Genomic DNA, 15171 nt, shown 5'->3' with positions numbered 1-15171 from the left:
CCATGACGACTGTCAGAAAACCCGTCGATGCCGTGATCGTCGGCATGGGGTGGACCGGAGCGATCATGGCCAAGGAGCTTACCGACGCCGGCCTTCACGTCGTCGTGCTCGAACGCGGCCCGGACCGCGATACGCAGCCCGATTTCTCCTACCCGCGCGTCGTCGATGAGCTCGAAGGTTCGGTGCACCGACGCTACCTGCAAAGCCTGTCCCGCGAGACGGTGACGATCCGGCATGGCGTGAACGACGTCGCAGTACCCTACCGTCAGATGGGCTCGTTCAAGCCCGGAACCGGAGTGGGCGGTGCAGGGAGTCACTGGTCCGGATGCCACTTCCGCGCGCTCCCGGAAGATCTTCGCCTGCGCAGCAACATCGAGCAGCGATACGGTCGGAACTTCATACCCGAAGGGATGACGATCCAGGATTTCCCTGTGACGTACGACGAGCTGGAACCACACTTCGACCACTTCGAGTACGTGTGCGGGACTTCCGGCAAGGCGGGCGTGTTGAATGGCCAGCAAGTCGCGGGCGGAAACCCATTCGAGGGATCCCGCACGCGTGAATTTCCGCTTCCGCCGAACAGAAACTATCTCGGTGCCGAGATGTTCTACAAGGCTGCGAACGAGATGGGCTACCATGCCTATCCGATCCCGGCTTCGAATACGTCCGATGCCTACACGAATCCCTACGGATGCCAGATGGGTCCGTGCAATTTTTGTGGGTTCTGCAGCGATTACGGGTGCCTGAATTACTCCAAGGCGAGCCCGAACGTGAACATCCTTCCGGTGCTTCGCCGTCGCAAGGAGTTCGAGTTGCGGGTCAATGCCCACGTCATAAAGGTCAACCTCGACTCCGATCGCAAGCGGGCGACGGGTGTGGCCTATCTCGACGCTTCCGGACAGGAGGTGGAGCAGCCGGCTTCGCTGGTGCTGCTGTGCGCCTTTTCCCTCTACAACGTGCATTTGATGCTCGTTTCGGGCATCGGCACGCCCTATGACCCGGTGTCGAACACCGGCACGGTCGGGCGCAACTATTCGTACCAGAACCTCAACCGGATCGACCTGTTCTTCGACAAGGACGTGCAGGCCAATCGCTTCGTCGGGATCGGCGGCGGCGGCGCGGTGTTCGACGACCTCAACGGCAACCAGCTCGACAACGCCAAGGCCGGGTTCGTCGGAGGCGGGGTGATCTGGGCCCGGCAGCCCGGGGGCGGCCCTGTGCGCGGCATCAAGACCCCGGAAGGTGTGCCCAACTGGGGCAGCGCCTGGAAGCGAGGCGTGCGGGACGTGTTCCGGCACAGCTTCTATTACGAGGTGCAGGGCGCCTGCATGTCCTACCGCGACAGCTATCTCGACCTCGACCCGACCTACAAGGACGGGTTCGGGCGGCCGCTCCTGCGCATGACGTTCAACTGGCACGATGACGAGATCAAGGCGGCGCAGTTCCTCGTCGGCAAGGCGAAGGAGATGTGTGCCGTCCTCAATCCGAAATCGATGGCCGTCGAGTCGAAGAAACCGGGATCAAAGTACAACGTCACGCAGTACCAGAGCACGCACACCTGCGGCGGTGCGATTATGGGCGAGAACCCCAGTAACTCGCCTCTCAACCGCTATCTTCAATCCTGGGATGTCCACAACGTTTTCGTGCCCGGCGCGAACGCGTTCCCCCAGAACAACGGTTACAACCCCACAGGCATGGTCGGTGCGCTCACCTATTGGTCCGCCAAGACGATCCGGACCCAGTACCTGAAGAATCCCGGCCCCCTGGTCCAGGCGTGAGGTGCGTCCGATGAAGCATCCGCGCATCCTCAAGGCGGGACTCGGCGTGGCCTTACTGGGGCTTGTCGGGCTCGGCGCCACCTACGCCGCCGCATTGTGGCCGACCGAGACGCGACGGATCGCCGATCAGAGGCTGGATGGGGCGCTCATCGAGGCCGGTCGCTACGTCGCCACTGCGAGCGACTGTGTCGCCTGCCACACGGCGCCAGGGGGCAAGCCGTTCGCTGGAGGCTTGCCCATGGAGACACCGATCGGACGGATCTTCAGCACGAACATCACGCCCGATCGCGAGACCGGGATCGGCGCCTATGGCCTCGACGATTTCGACCGGGCGATCCGTCACGGTATCGTGCCGGGCGGCACGACATTGTTTCCGGCGATGCCCTATCCCTCCTATGCGCGGCTGACCGACGAGGACGTGCGAGCCCTCTACGCCTTCTTCATGCAGGGCGTCGAACCGGTCCGTGAGGCCAGACGCGCCAATGAAATCACATGGCCGCTGTCGATCCGATGGCCTTTGGCCCTCTGGCGCAAAGCGTTCGCGCGCTCTGGCGAGGCGGCCTTCGACCCCGGCCGCTATGCCAACCCTCAGGTTGCGCGCGGCGCCTATCTCGTGCAGGCGGCCGGCCATTGCGGCGCGTGCCACACGCCGCGCGCGCTCACGCTTCAGGAGAAGGCGCTGGACGAGACCGACCAAGCCTATCTCTCGGGCGGACAAGTCGTCGACGGCTGGTTCGCGGTCAGCCTGCGCGGAGAGCACTCCACGGGGTTGGGTCGCTGGTCGGCCGACGACATTGTCCAAACGCTGCGCGGAGGTCGAAACCGCGGCCACGCCGTGGTCGGTGGCCCGATGAATGACGTCGTGGTCCACAGCACGCAGCACCTCGACGCGGCCGACTTGCAAGCAATCGCCATCTACTTGAAGACCCTGGCAGCCGGGCCCACGACCGCAACCTATGCGCCTGACGGAAGCACGGCGCGGGACCTCGCCCGAGGTCACGAGGCCGGGCGCGGCGCCGAACTCTACGTCGACAACTGCGCCGCATGTCACAGGACCGACGGTCTCGGCGTCTCCGGCGCGTTCCCGACGATCGCCGGCAATCCGACCGTGCACTCGGCGGACCCGGTCAGCCTAATCCGTTTGATCCTCGACGGGAGTGTAATGGCCTCGACCCATGCCGCGCCGTCGAACCTCGGCATGCCGGGGTTCGGCTGGCGGCTGAGCGACGAGGAGGTCGCGCATCTCGCGACGTTCGTTCGCCAATCCTGGGGCAATGCCGCCGGGCCGGTCTCGGCCAGCTTCGCCTCGAACGTGAGGCGCGCGCTCCGGCATGAGCGCAACCGTGACGACTACGATGTCCAGCGTCAGGCGACATCGATCGAGGGGCGCTAGCGAAATGCCACGGGATGACGGAACCCGGTCTGATGAGTCCGCGACGATCCGACAGGGAGGGGAGCTCGGCTCCTAGTATTGGACATACATCACCGCATGGTCGACGTCAGATGGCAACGCGCAGTTTCGCGACGATATCTATCATCTCGACCGAGGTAATCTGTCGCAGAAATAGCCGTTTCGATCGCTAGAAAAGCCACCGTCTTGGACAAATCGGGGAGGTCTTTATTGTCCACACATCCGATATCACCTCCGATTGCGACCTCTGAGCGCGCGGTGGATGCTCTAGCCGAGAGTGGATTCATCCATCTATCCTCGGCCGATGTCGCCCGGATCGTCGGCGTTGACGGTGATGCCGGATGGCATGCCTTCTCCAACACCTGGGCCGATCTTGAGCGTGACGCGTTCATGGGCGACGGCGGGCGATACCGCTTCCGGCGCCATGCGATTTACCGGGCTCGTGGGCAAGATGTACATAGATTGCCGGACGCTCCGCACTATCAGAAGTTGGTGCACAACAAACTGAATGGCGGTGTTTCGCGAAAATTTGCGCCGGTTACCAATGATTTTGGGCAGAGCGCGTTGTTGAGATGCTTCATCTCAGCATTCACGCGCATATTCGAACACGCGTCGAGATGTGTCGCCTCCCCGTCTTGGCATATCGAGATGCATCAGTTTCGGATCGTTGCGGAAGGCGACGGCAGGGGGTTGCCGACCCCGGAAGGGATGCACCGCGACGGCGTCGATTGGGTCGTCACCTTGTTGGTCGATCGGGAGAACGTCTCGGGTGGAGCGACGGCCCTGACCGATGCGCACGGCAATGACATAGCTCGGATCGAGATGAGTTCTCCCCTCGAAGCGATCCTCATGGACGATCGCAGACTCATGCACGGCGTGAGTCCAATCACGGTCCTCGACCTTAGTCGCGCAGCCCATCGAGACGTCCTCGTCTTGACCTTTGTGAGGTCGTAATCCCTTGTCGCATGCCCCGACGAACCCGTCTGCGCCGATTCCGGCCGTCGACCAGGATCGGCGTGCTCGGTGGACGCCCGCCGCCCAGTGGTCGCGAAAGTCGATTGGCGAAGAGCGGAGCTCCCCGCCGATAGATGTCGTGGGCCTGTCTGGGGCCGATGACCGCGATTGTCCGCGAGACGACCGGTCAGCGAAGCCAGAGTGTGGCGGTGCCTCATTCGGCTCCGAGTCGCCGCGAAACCTCTCGGGCCGCCTCGACCACCCGCGCGCCGATCTCACGAATCCTGTCATCGGGCAGCCTAGGTGTCGGGCCCGAGATGGAAATGCCGGCTACCGCTTCGCCGTAACCGTTCGAAATGAATGCCGCAACGCACCGCATACCGGTAGTCCGTTCCTCGTCGTCGAAAGAATAGCCTTGTCGGCGGATCTGTCGAACAGCCTCTCGCAGCCGATCGGCGTTGACGATCGTCTTGTCGGTGAAACTGGTCAGGTGCGTCCGGCGAACGAAGCTCTCAAAACGCTCTTCGTCGAACCCGCTGAGCAGCGCCTTTCCGATGCCCGAGGCGTGGAGCGGGGAACTGGCGCCGGGAGGGAAGAAAGTGCGGATCGTCTCGTGAGACTCGACTTGACTGACGAACAGCACCTCGCCGTTGCGCTCGATGCCGAGATTCGAGGTTTCGCCTGTCGCCATCATCAGGTCTCGCATCACTTAACGGCTCCGCTCGAAGATGTTGGTGCGCCTGAGGAACGCCGAGCCCAGACGAAAGGCTGCGGGGCCGACGAACCAATCTTGAGTCTTCGGTTCACTCTCAATGTACTTGCGCTGCTCGAGCGTCGTCAGCACGCGATGCATCGTCGCCGCGGACTTGCCCAGACGCGCGGCGAGTTTGGACAGGGTGATGCCTTCTTGGCGGGCGTCTCCATCACGTCGAGAGCGCGGTCCAAAGCCTGAATGCCGGGGCTTCCGTCAGCGCCCTTCAAGCCCTTCGGACATCCTCTTCGTCGAATCGTCATGTTGACTGGTCCACCTTCCCTGCGATGAAAAAACTTTTCAGCACGAGAGTTTGAGCGGCGCAATAAAAAATCTCAAACGGCTGATTTAAATGCATAAAACGATGCTATTGCGTCGAATGAAAAACATTTCCAAAAAAATTTACAGCTCTGGTTTACCGAGCTACGATGCGGAGATTGGAGGAGCCAAGATGAGCGGCCAGAATCCGACCTTTATCCCGGGTCCAACAAATATTCCGGAGGTGCTGCGTAAGGCGGTCGACATGCCGACGATCGACCACCGGAGTCCGATCTTTGGCGACATCCTGCGGCCAGCTCTCGAAGGCGTAAGGCGCGTCCTCAAGACGACGCAGGCTGAGGTCTTCGTCTTCCCCTCTACCGGAACCGGTGGATGGGAGGCGGCCATCACCAACGTTCTGTCCCCCGGCGACAGGGTCCTGGCCACGCGCAACGGCATGTTCAGCCATCGCTGGATTGACATGTGCCATCGCCACGGGCTCGACGTGCAGGTCGTTGAGCAGTCCTGGGGTGAAGGGATCCCGGCCGACCGGTACGAGGAAATCCTCACGGCCGACCGCGGGCACACAATCAAGGTGGTCCTCGCTACACACAACGAGACGGCCACCGGCGTGCGCTCCGACATCGCGGCGGTACGGCGAGCCCTCGACGCGGCAAAACATCCTGCCCTGCTGTTCGTCGACGGCGTGAGCTCGATCGGCTGCATGGACTTTCGGATGGACGATTGGCACGTCGACGTGGCAGTCGCCGGCAGCCAGAAGGGCTTCATGCTGCCCGCCGGCCTGGCCATCGTCGCGTGCTCGCAGCGCGCCGCGCAGGCCGCCGAGCACGCCCAACTGCCGCGCACCTTCTTCGACATCCGCGACATGCGCGGCAGCTATGGCAATGGCCGCTTCCCCTACACGCCGCCGGTCGGCCTGCTCAACGGCCTGAAGGTGGCCTCCGACCTCCTTCTCGCGGAGGGGCTTGAGACCGTCTTCGCGCGCCACCATCGGATCGCGGAAGGCGTCCGGCGAGCGGTCGCCGCATGGGGCCTGACTGTCTGCGCCGCCAGGCCGGAACTGTACTCGGACACCGTGACCGCGATCCTCCTGCCCAACGGTGTCGATTCCGACCGGTTCGTGGGGCATGCGCAGGACGCGTACGGGGTCGCGTTCGGGACGGGTCTGGGCCAGCTCGCGGGCAAGGTCTTCCGTATCGGCCACCTGGGCAGCCTCACGGACGTCATGGCGCTCTCTGGGATCGCCGCAGCCGAGATGGTCCTCGCCGATCTCGGCGCGGCCGTCGAGTTGGGGGCGGGGGTCGCGGCGGCCCAGGAATACTACCGCAAGGGATCGGCGATGGCTCAACTGGCCGCTTAGGGAGGCGACGACAATGTACATCCCGACACTGGACGACATGCTGGCCGCCCGGAAGCGCATCGCGCCCTTCATTCATCGGACACCGGTCCTGACTTCCCGCGTGCTGGACGAATTGGCAGGTGCACACCTGTTCTTCAAATGCGAGAACCTCCAGAAGGCTGGCGCCTTCAAGGCACGGGGCGCATCCAACGCCGTCTTCGGCTTGTCCGATGAGCAGGCTCGAAAGGGGGTGGCCACCCATTCCAGCGGCAACCACGGCACGTGCCTGTCCTACGCGGCCGGGCGCCGCGGCATCCCCTGCACAGTGGTGATGCCGCGCACTGCTCCGCAGGCAAAGAAGGACGCCGTCCGGGGCTACGGCGGGCTCGTGGTGGAGTGCGAGCCGTCGACGACAAGCCGGGAAGCCGTCTTCGCGGAGGTGGTGGCCAAGACCGGCGCGGAGTTTGTCCACCCCTACAACGACCCGTGGGTGATCGCCGGTCAGGCGACCTGTTCGGCCGAGCTGATCGAGCAGGTCGAGGACCTGGACGCGGTGGTGGCTCCGATCGGCGGCGGCGGCATGATCTCCGGAACCTGCCTGACGCTGTCGTCCCTCTCGCCACGCGTCGCGATCTACGCCGCCGAGCCCGAGCAGGCCGACGATGCCTTCCGCAGCCTGAAGGCCGGTCACATCATCGCGGATGACGCGCCGAACACCGTGGCTGACGGCCTCAAGGTCCCGCTGAAAGATCTCACCTGGCATTTCGTCCGGAACAACGTCTCGGACATTCACACCGCCTCCGAGAGCGAGATCGTCGATGCGATGAAGCTGATCTGGAAGCGATTGAAAGTCGTCATGGAGCCTTCGAGCGCGGTGGCCTTGGCCACCGTACTCAAGAACCCGGACACGTTCGCCGGCAAGCGCGTCGGCGTGGTGATTACCGGCGGGAATGTCGATCTCGACAAGCTGCCCTGGAACTGAGGAGAACACCGATGAACGCACCCTTGAACGCCGCCGACCTTGAGGTCGGGTACGACGTCCCCGCGATCCCCGGGATGGACGAGGCGGACATCCAGACGCCCTGCCTCATCCTCGACCTAAACGCGCTGGAGCGTAATATCCGGAAGATGGGGGATTACGCGCGCGCGCACGGCATGCGCCACCGCGCCCACGGCAAGATGCACAAGTCCGTCGACGTGCTCCGGCTTCAGATGCAGCTCGGGGGCGCGGTCGGCGTGTGCTGCCAGAAGGTGTCGGAGGCAGAGGTGTTCGCCCGCGCCGGGATCGAGGACATCCTGATCTCGAACCAGGTCCGCGATCGCGTCAAGATCGACCGTCTGGCGCGGCTTCCCCGGTACGGGGCCAAGGTGATCGTCTGCGTCGACGACGTGAGCAACGTGACGGACCTGTCCGCCGCGGCGGAGAAGCACGGGACGACGATCGCCTGCTTCGTCGAGATCGATTGCGGCGCGGGTCGCTGCGGCGTGAAGACGGCCCCGGAGGTGGTGGAGATCGCCAAAGCGATCGCCGCCGCGCCGGGTCTGACGTTCAAGGGGCTGCAGGCCTACCAGGGCGCGATGCAGCACATCGACGGCTACGAGGACCGCAAGGCGAAGCTCGACGCCGCCATCGGTCAGGTTAAGGAGTCGGTGGACGCGCTCAAGGCGGTCGGTCTCGAACCCGAGTTGGTCTCGGGCGGCGGGACCGGATCTTACTACTTCGAGTCGAACTCAGGCGTCTACAACGAGCTCCAGTGCGGGTCCTACGCCTTCATGGACGCCGATTACGGCCGCATCCAGGACAAGGACGGCCAACGCATCGACCGTGGCGAATGGGAGAACGCCCTCTTCCTCCTGACGTCGGTAATGAGCCATGCCAAACCGCACCTGGCGGTGGTCGACGCGGGCCTGAAGGCGCAGTCCGTCGACAGCGGGCTTCCTTTCGTTTTCGGCCGAGACGACGTCAAGTACGTCAAGTGCTCGGACGAGCACGGCGTCGTCGAGGACTCGGGCCGCGTGCTCAAGATCAACGAGAAGCTGCGGCTGGTGCCAGGGCACTGCGACCCGACCTGCAACGTCCACGATTGGTACGTCGGTGTCCGCAACGGCAAAGTCGAGACGCTCTGGCCGGTCTCGGCTCGCGGTAAGGCTTACTGATTACTGCACGGACCGCGGTCTCGACGCGTGGGGGGCGCCCCCCGCGTATAGCGATGAGGACGATCCATGATCATCGTATCGGAACGTGAAATAGCCACGCTCGTTTCGCCTGCCGATTGCTTCGCCGCGGTCGAGGGGGTCTTCGCCTCGATGGCAAAGGGGAAGGCCTACAATTTTCCGGTCGTCCGGGAGGCGATTGGTCACGCCGATGCCCTTTACGGGTTTAAATCAGGCTTCGACCGCGAGAGCTTGGCCCTAGGCCTCAAATCTGGGGGCTTCTGGCCAGGCAACGTCGAGAAAGGACTCACGAACCATCAGTCGACGATCTTCTTATTCGATGCCGATACGGGCTGCTGTCGAGCTATCGTGGGAGGCAACTTGCTGACCGCCTTGCGCACGGCGGCCTCCTCCGCGCTTTCGATCAAGTACCTGGCACGGCCCGAGGCTCGGGTCATCGGCATGATCGGCGCAGGCCACCAGTCGACATTCCAGCTCAGTGCCGCGCTCGACCAAAGGCGCTTCGAGAAAGTCGTCGGCTGGAACATCGAACCCTCGGCGCTCGGTCGGCTAGAGTCCGTTGCCGTCGAGCGGGGCATCCCGTTCGAGGCGGTCGATCTCGACAGGCTCGGCGCCGAGGCGGACGTGATCATCACCATCACCTCGTCGTTTGCGCCGATCCTGAAGGCCGCGCAGGTCCGCCCCGGCACCCACTTGGCTTGCATGGGAACCGACACGAAGGGGAAGCAAGAGGTCGAGGCCGAACTCCTAGCCAAGGCCAGTGTGTTCACCGACGAGATCGCGCAGGCGACATCGATCGGTGAGGCTCAACACGCCGTCGCACAGGGGTTGCTAGCTGCCACCGACATCGTCGCAATTGGATCCGTCATCAACGGTGCCCATCCAGGCCGTCGGTCGCCCGAGGACATCACGTTGTTCGACGGCACCGGCGTCGGGCTGCAGGACCTGGCTGTCGCATCGACTGCAGTCGACTTAGCGATTGCTCGGGGGGTGGCGAGGGAAATCGATTTTTAAGTCCATTTCGCATGGTCATAGACCGCCGACGTCAAAATGCTTTTTCGGTAGTCTTGTATGGGCCTTCAGCCGCAGGCGTCACCCTCCGAAGGGATTGAAGCCGAGAGCTGCAGGAGCGCCGATCGGCATCCGATTGGTCCTGAAACGAGTGATACTAGTCCATGCGAGATCTTTTACTCTCATTATTTCAGCAATGAAGCCATTCTGCCGCGCGCCAACGCAATAACTAATTGCAATCATATGGCTAAATTGTGCAGCACTAATCACCTAAGCGAAAGCGAAAGGAAGGTTTTTAACGCCATGACTGATCAATTTATGAGCACTTCGGTGGTAAAAATCAGGTCTGGTATTCCAAGTACCGAGCGTAATTCGAGCGTTATCAAAATTTGTCACGAATTAGAGCGCCTCGGTTTGGCGGAACGTCGTGGCTCGGGCCTGAGATCGACTATTCGATGGCGTCGGGCGACTCGGTGATGTCGGTCTCTGCCGCGGAAGAACATGGCATTCCGCTGCGCATGATGAGCGGTCCGAATGAGGCTGAACACGGGACGCGTGCACTTCGCAAATGGTCAGACTTGGCCTTGCCTATGGACTGTCGCAAATAGTTTGCACGGCAACGGCTACGCCGCGCAGACAAGCAACGCGCACCCTGGGTGCATGGCTGATCAAGTGCAACGAAAGAGAGTGCGAAACCGGCAGGCTGGAACTAGCCGAGCGCAGCCTAACGCTTCCGAGGATGTCTGCAGAAAGAGGGGCCCGGCCACTCTTGACTTAAGCTGAATACGGATGCGTTGGACAGCGTGGCTTATGTTCGATCATAGTCTATCGAGCAGAGAATTATGATTTCAAGTAGCTCAAAGCAGAACTAGCGAATTACAGGGTCCGTGTTGCCCCCGTGTTCCATAAAGTGTTTTCGACAAGCCCTTCCTCAAACGCCGGACAGCATGGCCGCCTCGTCTTCCTGCGCTTCGAACAGGTAGCCGTACTGGTCAAACGTCTGGTGGATCGAGGCATGCCCCATCAGCGTCTGCACGCGCTCCGGGCTCAGCCCCTGTGTGTACGTCTCGGGCTTAAGCGGATAGCCGGTGTGCACCCGGCGGCGCTGCGGCTCAAACGGCCCGCACCAGCATACGTCCCGGTGGAAATGACTTGACGATAGCAGGCTAGGCACTGCTTCTGCGCCATTGTGTAGAGGCTACGTGCCTCGGCGAGGGTGGCGGGGCGCCACGTTCCGTCCACCTTCACCTCGCACGTCTGCTGCCTGGCCGTCGGCATGGCTGTTCAGTTCGCTGTTGTGGTGTCGATGCGCGATCGCGCAAACAAGCTGGCGCCAATAGCAGGGCCCGGGCCGTATCGCCCATACGGGCTGAGTGGCCGCGCGGGCGTTCGGCGTCGCAGCCACTCTGACGGCCGCGGCCTCCTCAGGCGACGCGCTCGGCCTCGAACCAGGGCAGGAGACCAGTCCGCGGGTCGCAGTTGAGATATTCAATGCGCTGGCCGCCTCCCGGAAGCACGTAGACCTCGTGCCAGGTCCGGAGTTGGTTCCGCGGCCCGTAATGCCGGTAGCGCTGGATGGCCGCCCCGAAGATCGCCGCGTGCGTGGCGTGATCCTCGGCCCAGCGTTCCATGTGGCGCAGAGACAGAAAGTAAGCGTGGGCGTGCGCCTCCGGCTCGGCACGCCCGTCCGCGTCCGTGGTTCCCTGCCATCGCATGCAGGCGCAGCCGGAGGGCAGTGGGTTGTCGGCCAAGTATTCCATGCCGGCTTCCAGGGGCGAACGGAGCTTGGCCTCATAGTCGGCGCGCTGCTCCGCATCCATGCGCCCCCACGTGTTGGCCGAGCGGATCAGGGCGAGGTTGTGCGGCGGCCGCACTGACCAGTGCTCCCCGTAACCGACCCGGTCCCGACAGGGCACCAGCCCGGCCTCATCGGGTGCGTCGAGCGACTCGGACGCGGCGGCGGGAAGCCGATCCCGCATGGCGCCGTAATAGCCGCAGTAAGGGGTCGGGAAGATTGCGACGTCCGGGCTCGTCATGAGACCGGCGGGGTAATCCTTCCAGTAGATGCTCTCCTGGCGCTCGCGCGGCACCCACAGAATTTCCCGCCAAGCTCCGTGAGGTCCTGCGAGGCGCTCGGGCGCGTGCCACCAGTTCTCCACCTCGGCGTCCGCACGCCAAGCCTCGAAACGCTCCGCCGACACCCAGTAGGCGCAAACGACGTGCTCCACGCGGCCGCCTGAGAGGCGCGAACGGGCGTGGTCGAGGCAGGTCGGGCCTTTGACATGGCCCGCGAGGTGGGTGCGGATCCAATCCCGCATCGGATGGCGCCCGAGTTCGGTCTCGGACTCTGCCTGGGCGCCGAAGAAGGCGATATGCATTCCCGCCTCGCCAGCCGGCAGCAGGAACGACCAGCGCTGGACCGCGGGGGCGAAACCGGGCGGCTTGCGCAAAGGGGCGAGGCGCTCGGCGGGCCCTACGGCTTCAGAGGGCGCGGCATCGAGCACGCGTGCGCCGCGAGACGGTTCGGCTTCGGCGGATCTCGCATCCATCGCAACATTCCCAGGGATTGGACCGGGGGATGATGCCTGGTTTCCGACGCGGATTCACCACCGGATCCGCGCAACCGTGCCTGCAGAAATGCCGGCGCGCCTCCAGGGGCCCGGGGATCCGCGCCCCAAAGCTGCGCGCTTGGGCACCCCCAGAGTTCGGACGGCTCATTTCCGCTCGCGCGGCCGTCGCCCGTGGCCTCCTGCGCAGCGGCGTCGCCGTTGGATCGGCAGACAGCCCACGGCGCTTCGCCCGTCCTCCGCCCCACGGTTGCTTGAGACACCCCGTTAGCGGACGGTCTCCGCCTCAGGGGTGAGAACGATGACGACGACTACAGGAGCGGTTGCCGGTGCGGTCGGACCTGGCCGGGGTGGGCGCATGTCCCGGCAGCGCAAGCGGGACGCGGTGTTGCGGCCTCTCGCGTGGTGAGGACCTGGAGAGCGTCTCGCGCGGCCTGAGCGTGACGGCGGCGGCCTTGTCGGGCTGGCGCGATGCTTTCCTGGCGGCGGGCGAGGCCAGCCTGTCCACCCGGCCCCTCGATGCAGAGGCGCTGGAGAGCGGGCGTCTCAAGGCCAAGCTCGGCGAGATGCTGCTGGAGCGCGAGCTGCTGGAGGCCAAGGTCGCCGCCCTGGAGGCGCGTGGCGCCGGCCCATTGGCCCGCAGGCGGTCGCGGCCATGAGCCGGACCGTCTCGCCAGCCAGCGGCAGCGTCTACGGGCTGGCTCGGGTGTGCCGGATCTGGCGCGTGTCGCGCGCCACCGTCCACCGGCATTTCTCACCGCCCCGCTCAGGGCTCGGATCGGAGGCCGGGTCCGATCCCGCGCGGCGGCCCGGCCCGGTCGGGGCGATGCCGGATGCCGCACTGCTCCTGCGGATCCGCGCCATCCTGACCGACAGCCCCTTTCACGGCGAAGGCCATCGCAAGGTCTGGGCACGGCTGCGCATGAAGGGCGTGCGCACCTCCAAGCGCCGGGTGCTGCGCCTGATGCGCGCCCACGACCTGTTGGCCCCCACGCGGGTCGGCACGCCGCGCGGTCCGCGCAACCACGACGGCACCATCATCCCGGACCGGGTCGACACGATGTGGGGCACCGACCTGACCACCACCTGGACGGCCGAGGGGCAGGTCGCGGTGTTCGTGGCCATCGATCACTGCTCGGCCGAGTGCGTGGGCATCCATGCGGCCCGCCGGGCCACGCGCTTCGAGGCGCTGGAGCCGATCCGCCAAGGGGTGCGGCAGCACTTCGGGGCTTTTCGGCCGAGATCGCCTCCGGCCTGAGCGTCCGGCACGATCACGGAAGCCAGTACATGGCGGACGCCTTCCAGACCGAGCTCGCGTTCCTGGGCATCGCGAGCTCGCCCGCCTTCGTGCGCGCCCCGGAGGGGAATGGCTGCGCCGAGCGCTTCATCCGCATCCTCAAGGAGAACCTGTTGTGGGTCGAGCACTTCGATACGGTCGAGGATCTGCGCCACGGCCTGCTGGCGTTCCGGGATCTCTACAATGAGGCGTGGCTGATAGAGCGACACGGGTTCCGGCCACCGGCCGATATCCGCGCCGCGCAGCTTCCACCCGCGGCCATCGCCGCGTAGGCTTCAGATCGGTGTCTCACAATCCGCAGGCGGTACACCCGGTCGCATCTCGAGCAAGATGACTAGGCTTTCGCGGGCATCCTGCCATACGCGGCGTCTCAGGGTTTCTGAGGGGGCAAGGTCCCGATCGCGGTTTGGAACCCAGCCGACGCAGGAGCCAAGACATGTCGGTCCAGCCGGCGTTGGCTTCGATTGTCGCGCCTTCCGAACCACGAGGTCCGGTTAGACAGCGGAGCAGCTGTTCGGCGTCCGTCCGGAGCACGGCTTCTGCGTGTGGAATATGCAGGCCTTCTAATGATGACCGAGCGGCCGGCGGCCGCCGTCGCAGGTGATCGGATCGTGTTCGATCGCTTCGTGGGATACCGGACGATCCCGGGTCGGACCTGAGGCGTGACGGTTTGGGAGTTCAAAGCGAAGGGCGCGAGTGTGTTTGACGGCCTTCTGATCTCACCATGGGACGGTATACACGGCGGCCTGGGTCGAGCTTTGCATCACAGCACCCAGGCCGCCTGCCGCAGGCCGGTTGGGGCGGGCCTTCGCGACAGGGACAGCTAATATACTTTTTCTTTCTGATCGATTTCAAAAGGCCGAGATTTTGGTTTCGACCGTAACCGTTATCGGGGACTGTCAGGAATTTCGTGTGCGGGCGGCCATAGTGGACCCGAAGGAGGTTCCCGATGGCACGACGCAAAGCACCCCGCATCCCTGACGCAATCCTGGATCACCTCCTGGCCGGGGCCGATCCGAAGACGGCCTTCGAGGCCGATGGCCTGCTGGACGAGCTGAAGAAGGCCCTGGCCGAGCGGGCGCTCAACGCCGAGATGGACCATCATCTGGCGGGCGAGGACACCGGCAACACGCGCAACGGCTAGGTGACGCCAACGTCGCGGATCTGCGTTTCTACGCGGCCCACGCCGCGCGCTTCCTGCGTGAACGTTGCCGATTCGACGCGGGCGCATGCGAGACGAAGGTCACGGCGATCTATGTCGGCTGGCGCGGCGCGCGGGTCGACGAGCGCGGGCTACGCGACAGGTTTGGGGCTTGGCTCGGCGGCTTTTTCGGCGACCTGTCGGCGGCCGCGACGCTGTTCGACCGCAAGCCGGTGAGCGAGGCGGTCGCTCCGGCGGCAGTCTCGGCGCTGCGCACCGTCGAGGCGGCGCTGAGGCGGCCGGCTCCGGATGGATCTGACCGACACAATAAGCTCGTGGTGGCCGGCCATAGCCTCGGCGGCAACATGCTCGCCACCGGCTTGAGGGATGACCTTCTGAAGGCGGTACGGCGCCACCGCTTCGGCGAGGCGTTGCCACCGGTGCTCGGCGACCTCGTGGTTCTCATCA

Annotated in this window: 10 protein-coding genes and 3 pseudogenes; 10 read left to right on the top strand and 3 right to left on the bottom strand. The window is 64.4% G+C overall.

The features are described 5' to 3' along the window. The first annotated feature begins 2 nt into the window (after window positions 1-2). The 3 genes from C4T42_RS28600 to C4T42_RS28590 all read left to right on the top strand — a co-directional run bounded on the left by C4T42_RS28600 (window position 3) and on the right by C4T42_RS28590 (window position 4143). Window positions 3-1778, top strand: a complete 1776-nt coding sequence (locus C4T42_RS28600) for a GMC family oxidoreductase (RefSeq protein ID WP_103986323.1) — start codon at window positions 3-5, stop codon at window positions 1776-1778. Between the two features lie 10 nt (window positions 1779-1788). Continuing rightward, the gene (locus C4T42_RS28595) at window positions 1789-3171 is read left to right on the top strand and encodes a cytochrome c (RefSeq protein WP_103986322.1); all 1383 of its coding nucleotides are present in this window, start codon (window positions 1789-1791) and stop codon (window positions 3169-3171) included. A gap of 276 nt (window positions 3172-3447) precedes the next feature. Beyond that, the gene (locus C4T42_RS28590) at window positions 3448-4143 is read left to right on the top strand and encodes a 2OG-Fe dioxygenase family protein (protein ID WP_081636589.1); all 696 of its coding nucleotides are present in this window, start codon (window positions 3448-3450) and stop codon (window positions 4141-4143) included. Window positions 4144-4357: 214 nt separating this feature from the next. Here the strand turns inward: C4T42_RS28590 and C4T42_RS32930 are convergent, their stop codons facing one another. Together C4T42_RS32930 and C4T42_RS32925 are read right to left on the bottom strand one after the other, a co-directional pair. Next, the gene (locus C4T42_RS32930; RefSeq protein WP_348529881.1) at window positions 4358-4849 is read right to left on the bottom strand and encodes an IclR family transcriptional regulator; all 492 of its coding nucleotides are present in this window, start codon (window positions 4847-4849) and stop codon (window positions 4358-4360) included. A gap of 3 nt (window positions 4850-4852) precedes the next feature. Continuing rightward, the gene (locus tag C4T42_RS32925) at window positions 4853-4987 is read right to left on the bottom strand and encodes a hypothetical protein (RefSeq protein WP_020096327.1); all 135 of its coding nucleotides are present in this window, start codon (window positions 4985-4987) and stop codon (window positions 4853-4855) included. A 358-nt stretch (window positions 4988-5345) separates the two neighbouring features. Between C4T42_RS32925 and bhcA the strand changes: the two genes are divergently transcribed. The 4 genes from bhcA (at window position 5346) to bhcD (ending at window position 9701) form a co-directional block, all read left to right on the top strand. Next, a complete protein-coding gene (gene bhcA / locus C4T42_RS28580) occupies window positions 5346-6533 on the top strand; it encodes an L-aspartate--glyoxylate aminotransferase BhcA (RefSeq protein ID WP_020096326.1) in 1188 nt (395 codons plus the stop codon). A gap of 13 nt (window positions 6534-6546) precedes the next feature. Beyond that, the gene (gene bhcB, locus C4T42_RS28575; RefSeq protein WP_020096325.1) at window positions 6547-7494 is read left to right on the top strand and encodes a beta-hydroxyaspartate dehydratase BhcB; all 948 of its coding nucleotides are present in this window, start codon (window positions 6547-6549) and stop codon (window positions 7492-7494) included. A gap of 11 nt (window positions 7495-7505) precedes the next feature. Then, complete coding sequence (gene bhcC, locus C4T42_RS28570) at window positions 7506-8669, top strand: 3-hydroxy-D-aspartate aldolase BhcC (RefSeq protein WP_103986321.1); 1164 nt, start codon at window positions 7506-7508, stop codon at window positions 8667-8669. Window positions 8670-8735: 66 nt separating this feature from the next. Next, the gene (bhcD, locus tag C4T42_RS28565) at window positions 8736-9701 is read left to right on the top strand and encodes an iminosuccinate reductase BhcD (protein ID WP_103986320.1); all 966 of its coding nucleotides are present in this window, start codon (window positions 8736-8738) and stop codon (window positions 9699-9701) included. A 1421-nt stretch (window positions 9702-11122) separates the two neighbouring features. On the opposite strand, the gene C4T42_RS28555 is transcribed toward bhcD, so the two are convergent. Then, window positions 11123-12247 (bottom strand): phenylacetaldoxime dehydratase family protein, encoded by a 1125-nt coding sequence (locus C4T42_RS28555; RefSeq protein ID WP_081636588.1) that lies wholly within the window; start codon window positions 12245-12247, stop codon window positions 11123-11125. Between the two features lie 319 nt (window positions 12248-12566). Here C4T42_RS28555 and C4T42_RS28550 point away from each other — a divergent pair. The 3 pseudogenes from C4T42_RS28550 to C4T42_RS32585 all read left to right on the top strand — a co-directional run. Continuing rightward, a pseudogene (locus C4T42_RS28550) lies at window positions 12567-13834 on the top strand (IS3 family transposase). Between the two features lie 677 nt (window positions 13835-14511). Then, a pseudogene (locus C4T42_RS28545) lies at window positions 14512-14703 on the top strand (IS256 family transposase); the annotation flags it as partial. A gap of 233 nt (window positions 14704-14936) precedes the next feature. Continuing rightward, window positions 14937-15171 (top strand): annotated as a pseudogene (locus C4T42_RS32585) (hypothetical protein); the annotation flags it as partial.

The sequence above is a fragment of the Methylobacterium sp. 190mf genome (assembly GCF_900107945.1).
Classification (GTDB): domain Bacteria; phylum Pseudomonadota; class Alphaproteobacteria; order Rhizobiales; family Beijerinckiaceae; genus Methylobacterium.
The sequence above is the reverse complement of the archived record's forward strand: the minus strand, read 5'-3'. Positions and strand labels throughout refer to the sequence as shown.

Bases quoted from the DNA above. Each gene is read 5' to 3' on its own strand.
- C4T42_RS28555 (WP_081636588.1), bottom strand. From the start codon at position 12,247: ATGGATGCGAGATCCGCCGAAGCCGAACCGTCTCGCGGCGCACGCGTG.
- bhcD (WP_103986320.1), top strand. From the start codon at position 8,736: ATGATCATCGTATCGGAACGTGAAATAGCCACGCTCGTTTCGCCTGCC.
- C4T42_RS28600 (WP_103986323.1), top strand. From the start codon at position 3: ATGACGACTGTCAGAAAACCCGTCGATGCCGTGATCGTCGGCATGGGG.
- C4T42_RS28595 (WP_103986322.1), top strand. From the start codon at position 1,789: ATGAAGCATCCGCGCATCCTCAAGGCGGGACTCGGCGTGGCCTTACTG.
- bhcC (WP_103986321.1), top strand. From the start codon at position 7,506: ATGAACGCACCCTTGAACGCCGCCGACCTTGAGGTCGGGTACGACGTC.
- C4T42_RS32930 (WP_348529881.1), bottom strand. From the start codon at position 4,849: ATGCGAGACCTGATGATGGCGACAGGCGAAACCTCGAATCTCGGCATC.
- bhcA (WP_020096326.1), top strand. From the start codon at position 5,346: ATGAGCGGCCAGAATCCGACCTTTATCCCGGGTCCAACAAATATTCCG.
- bhcB (WP_020096325.1), top strand. From the start codon at position 6,547: ATGTACATCCCGACACTGGACGACATGCTGGCCGCCCGGAAGCGCATC.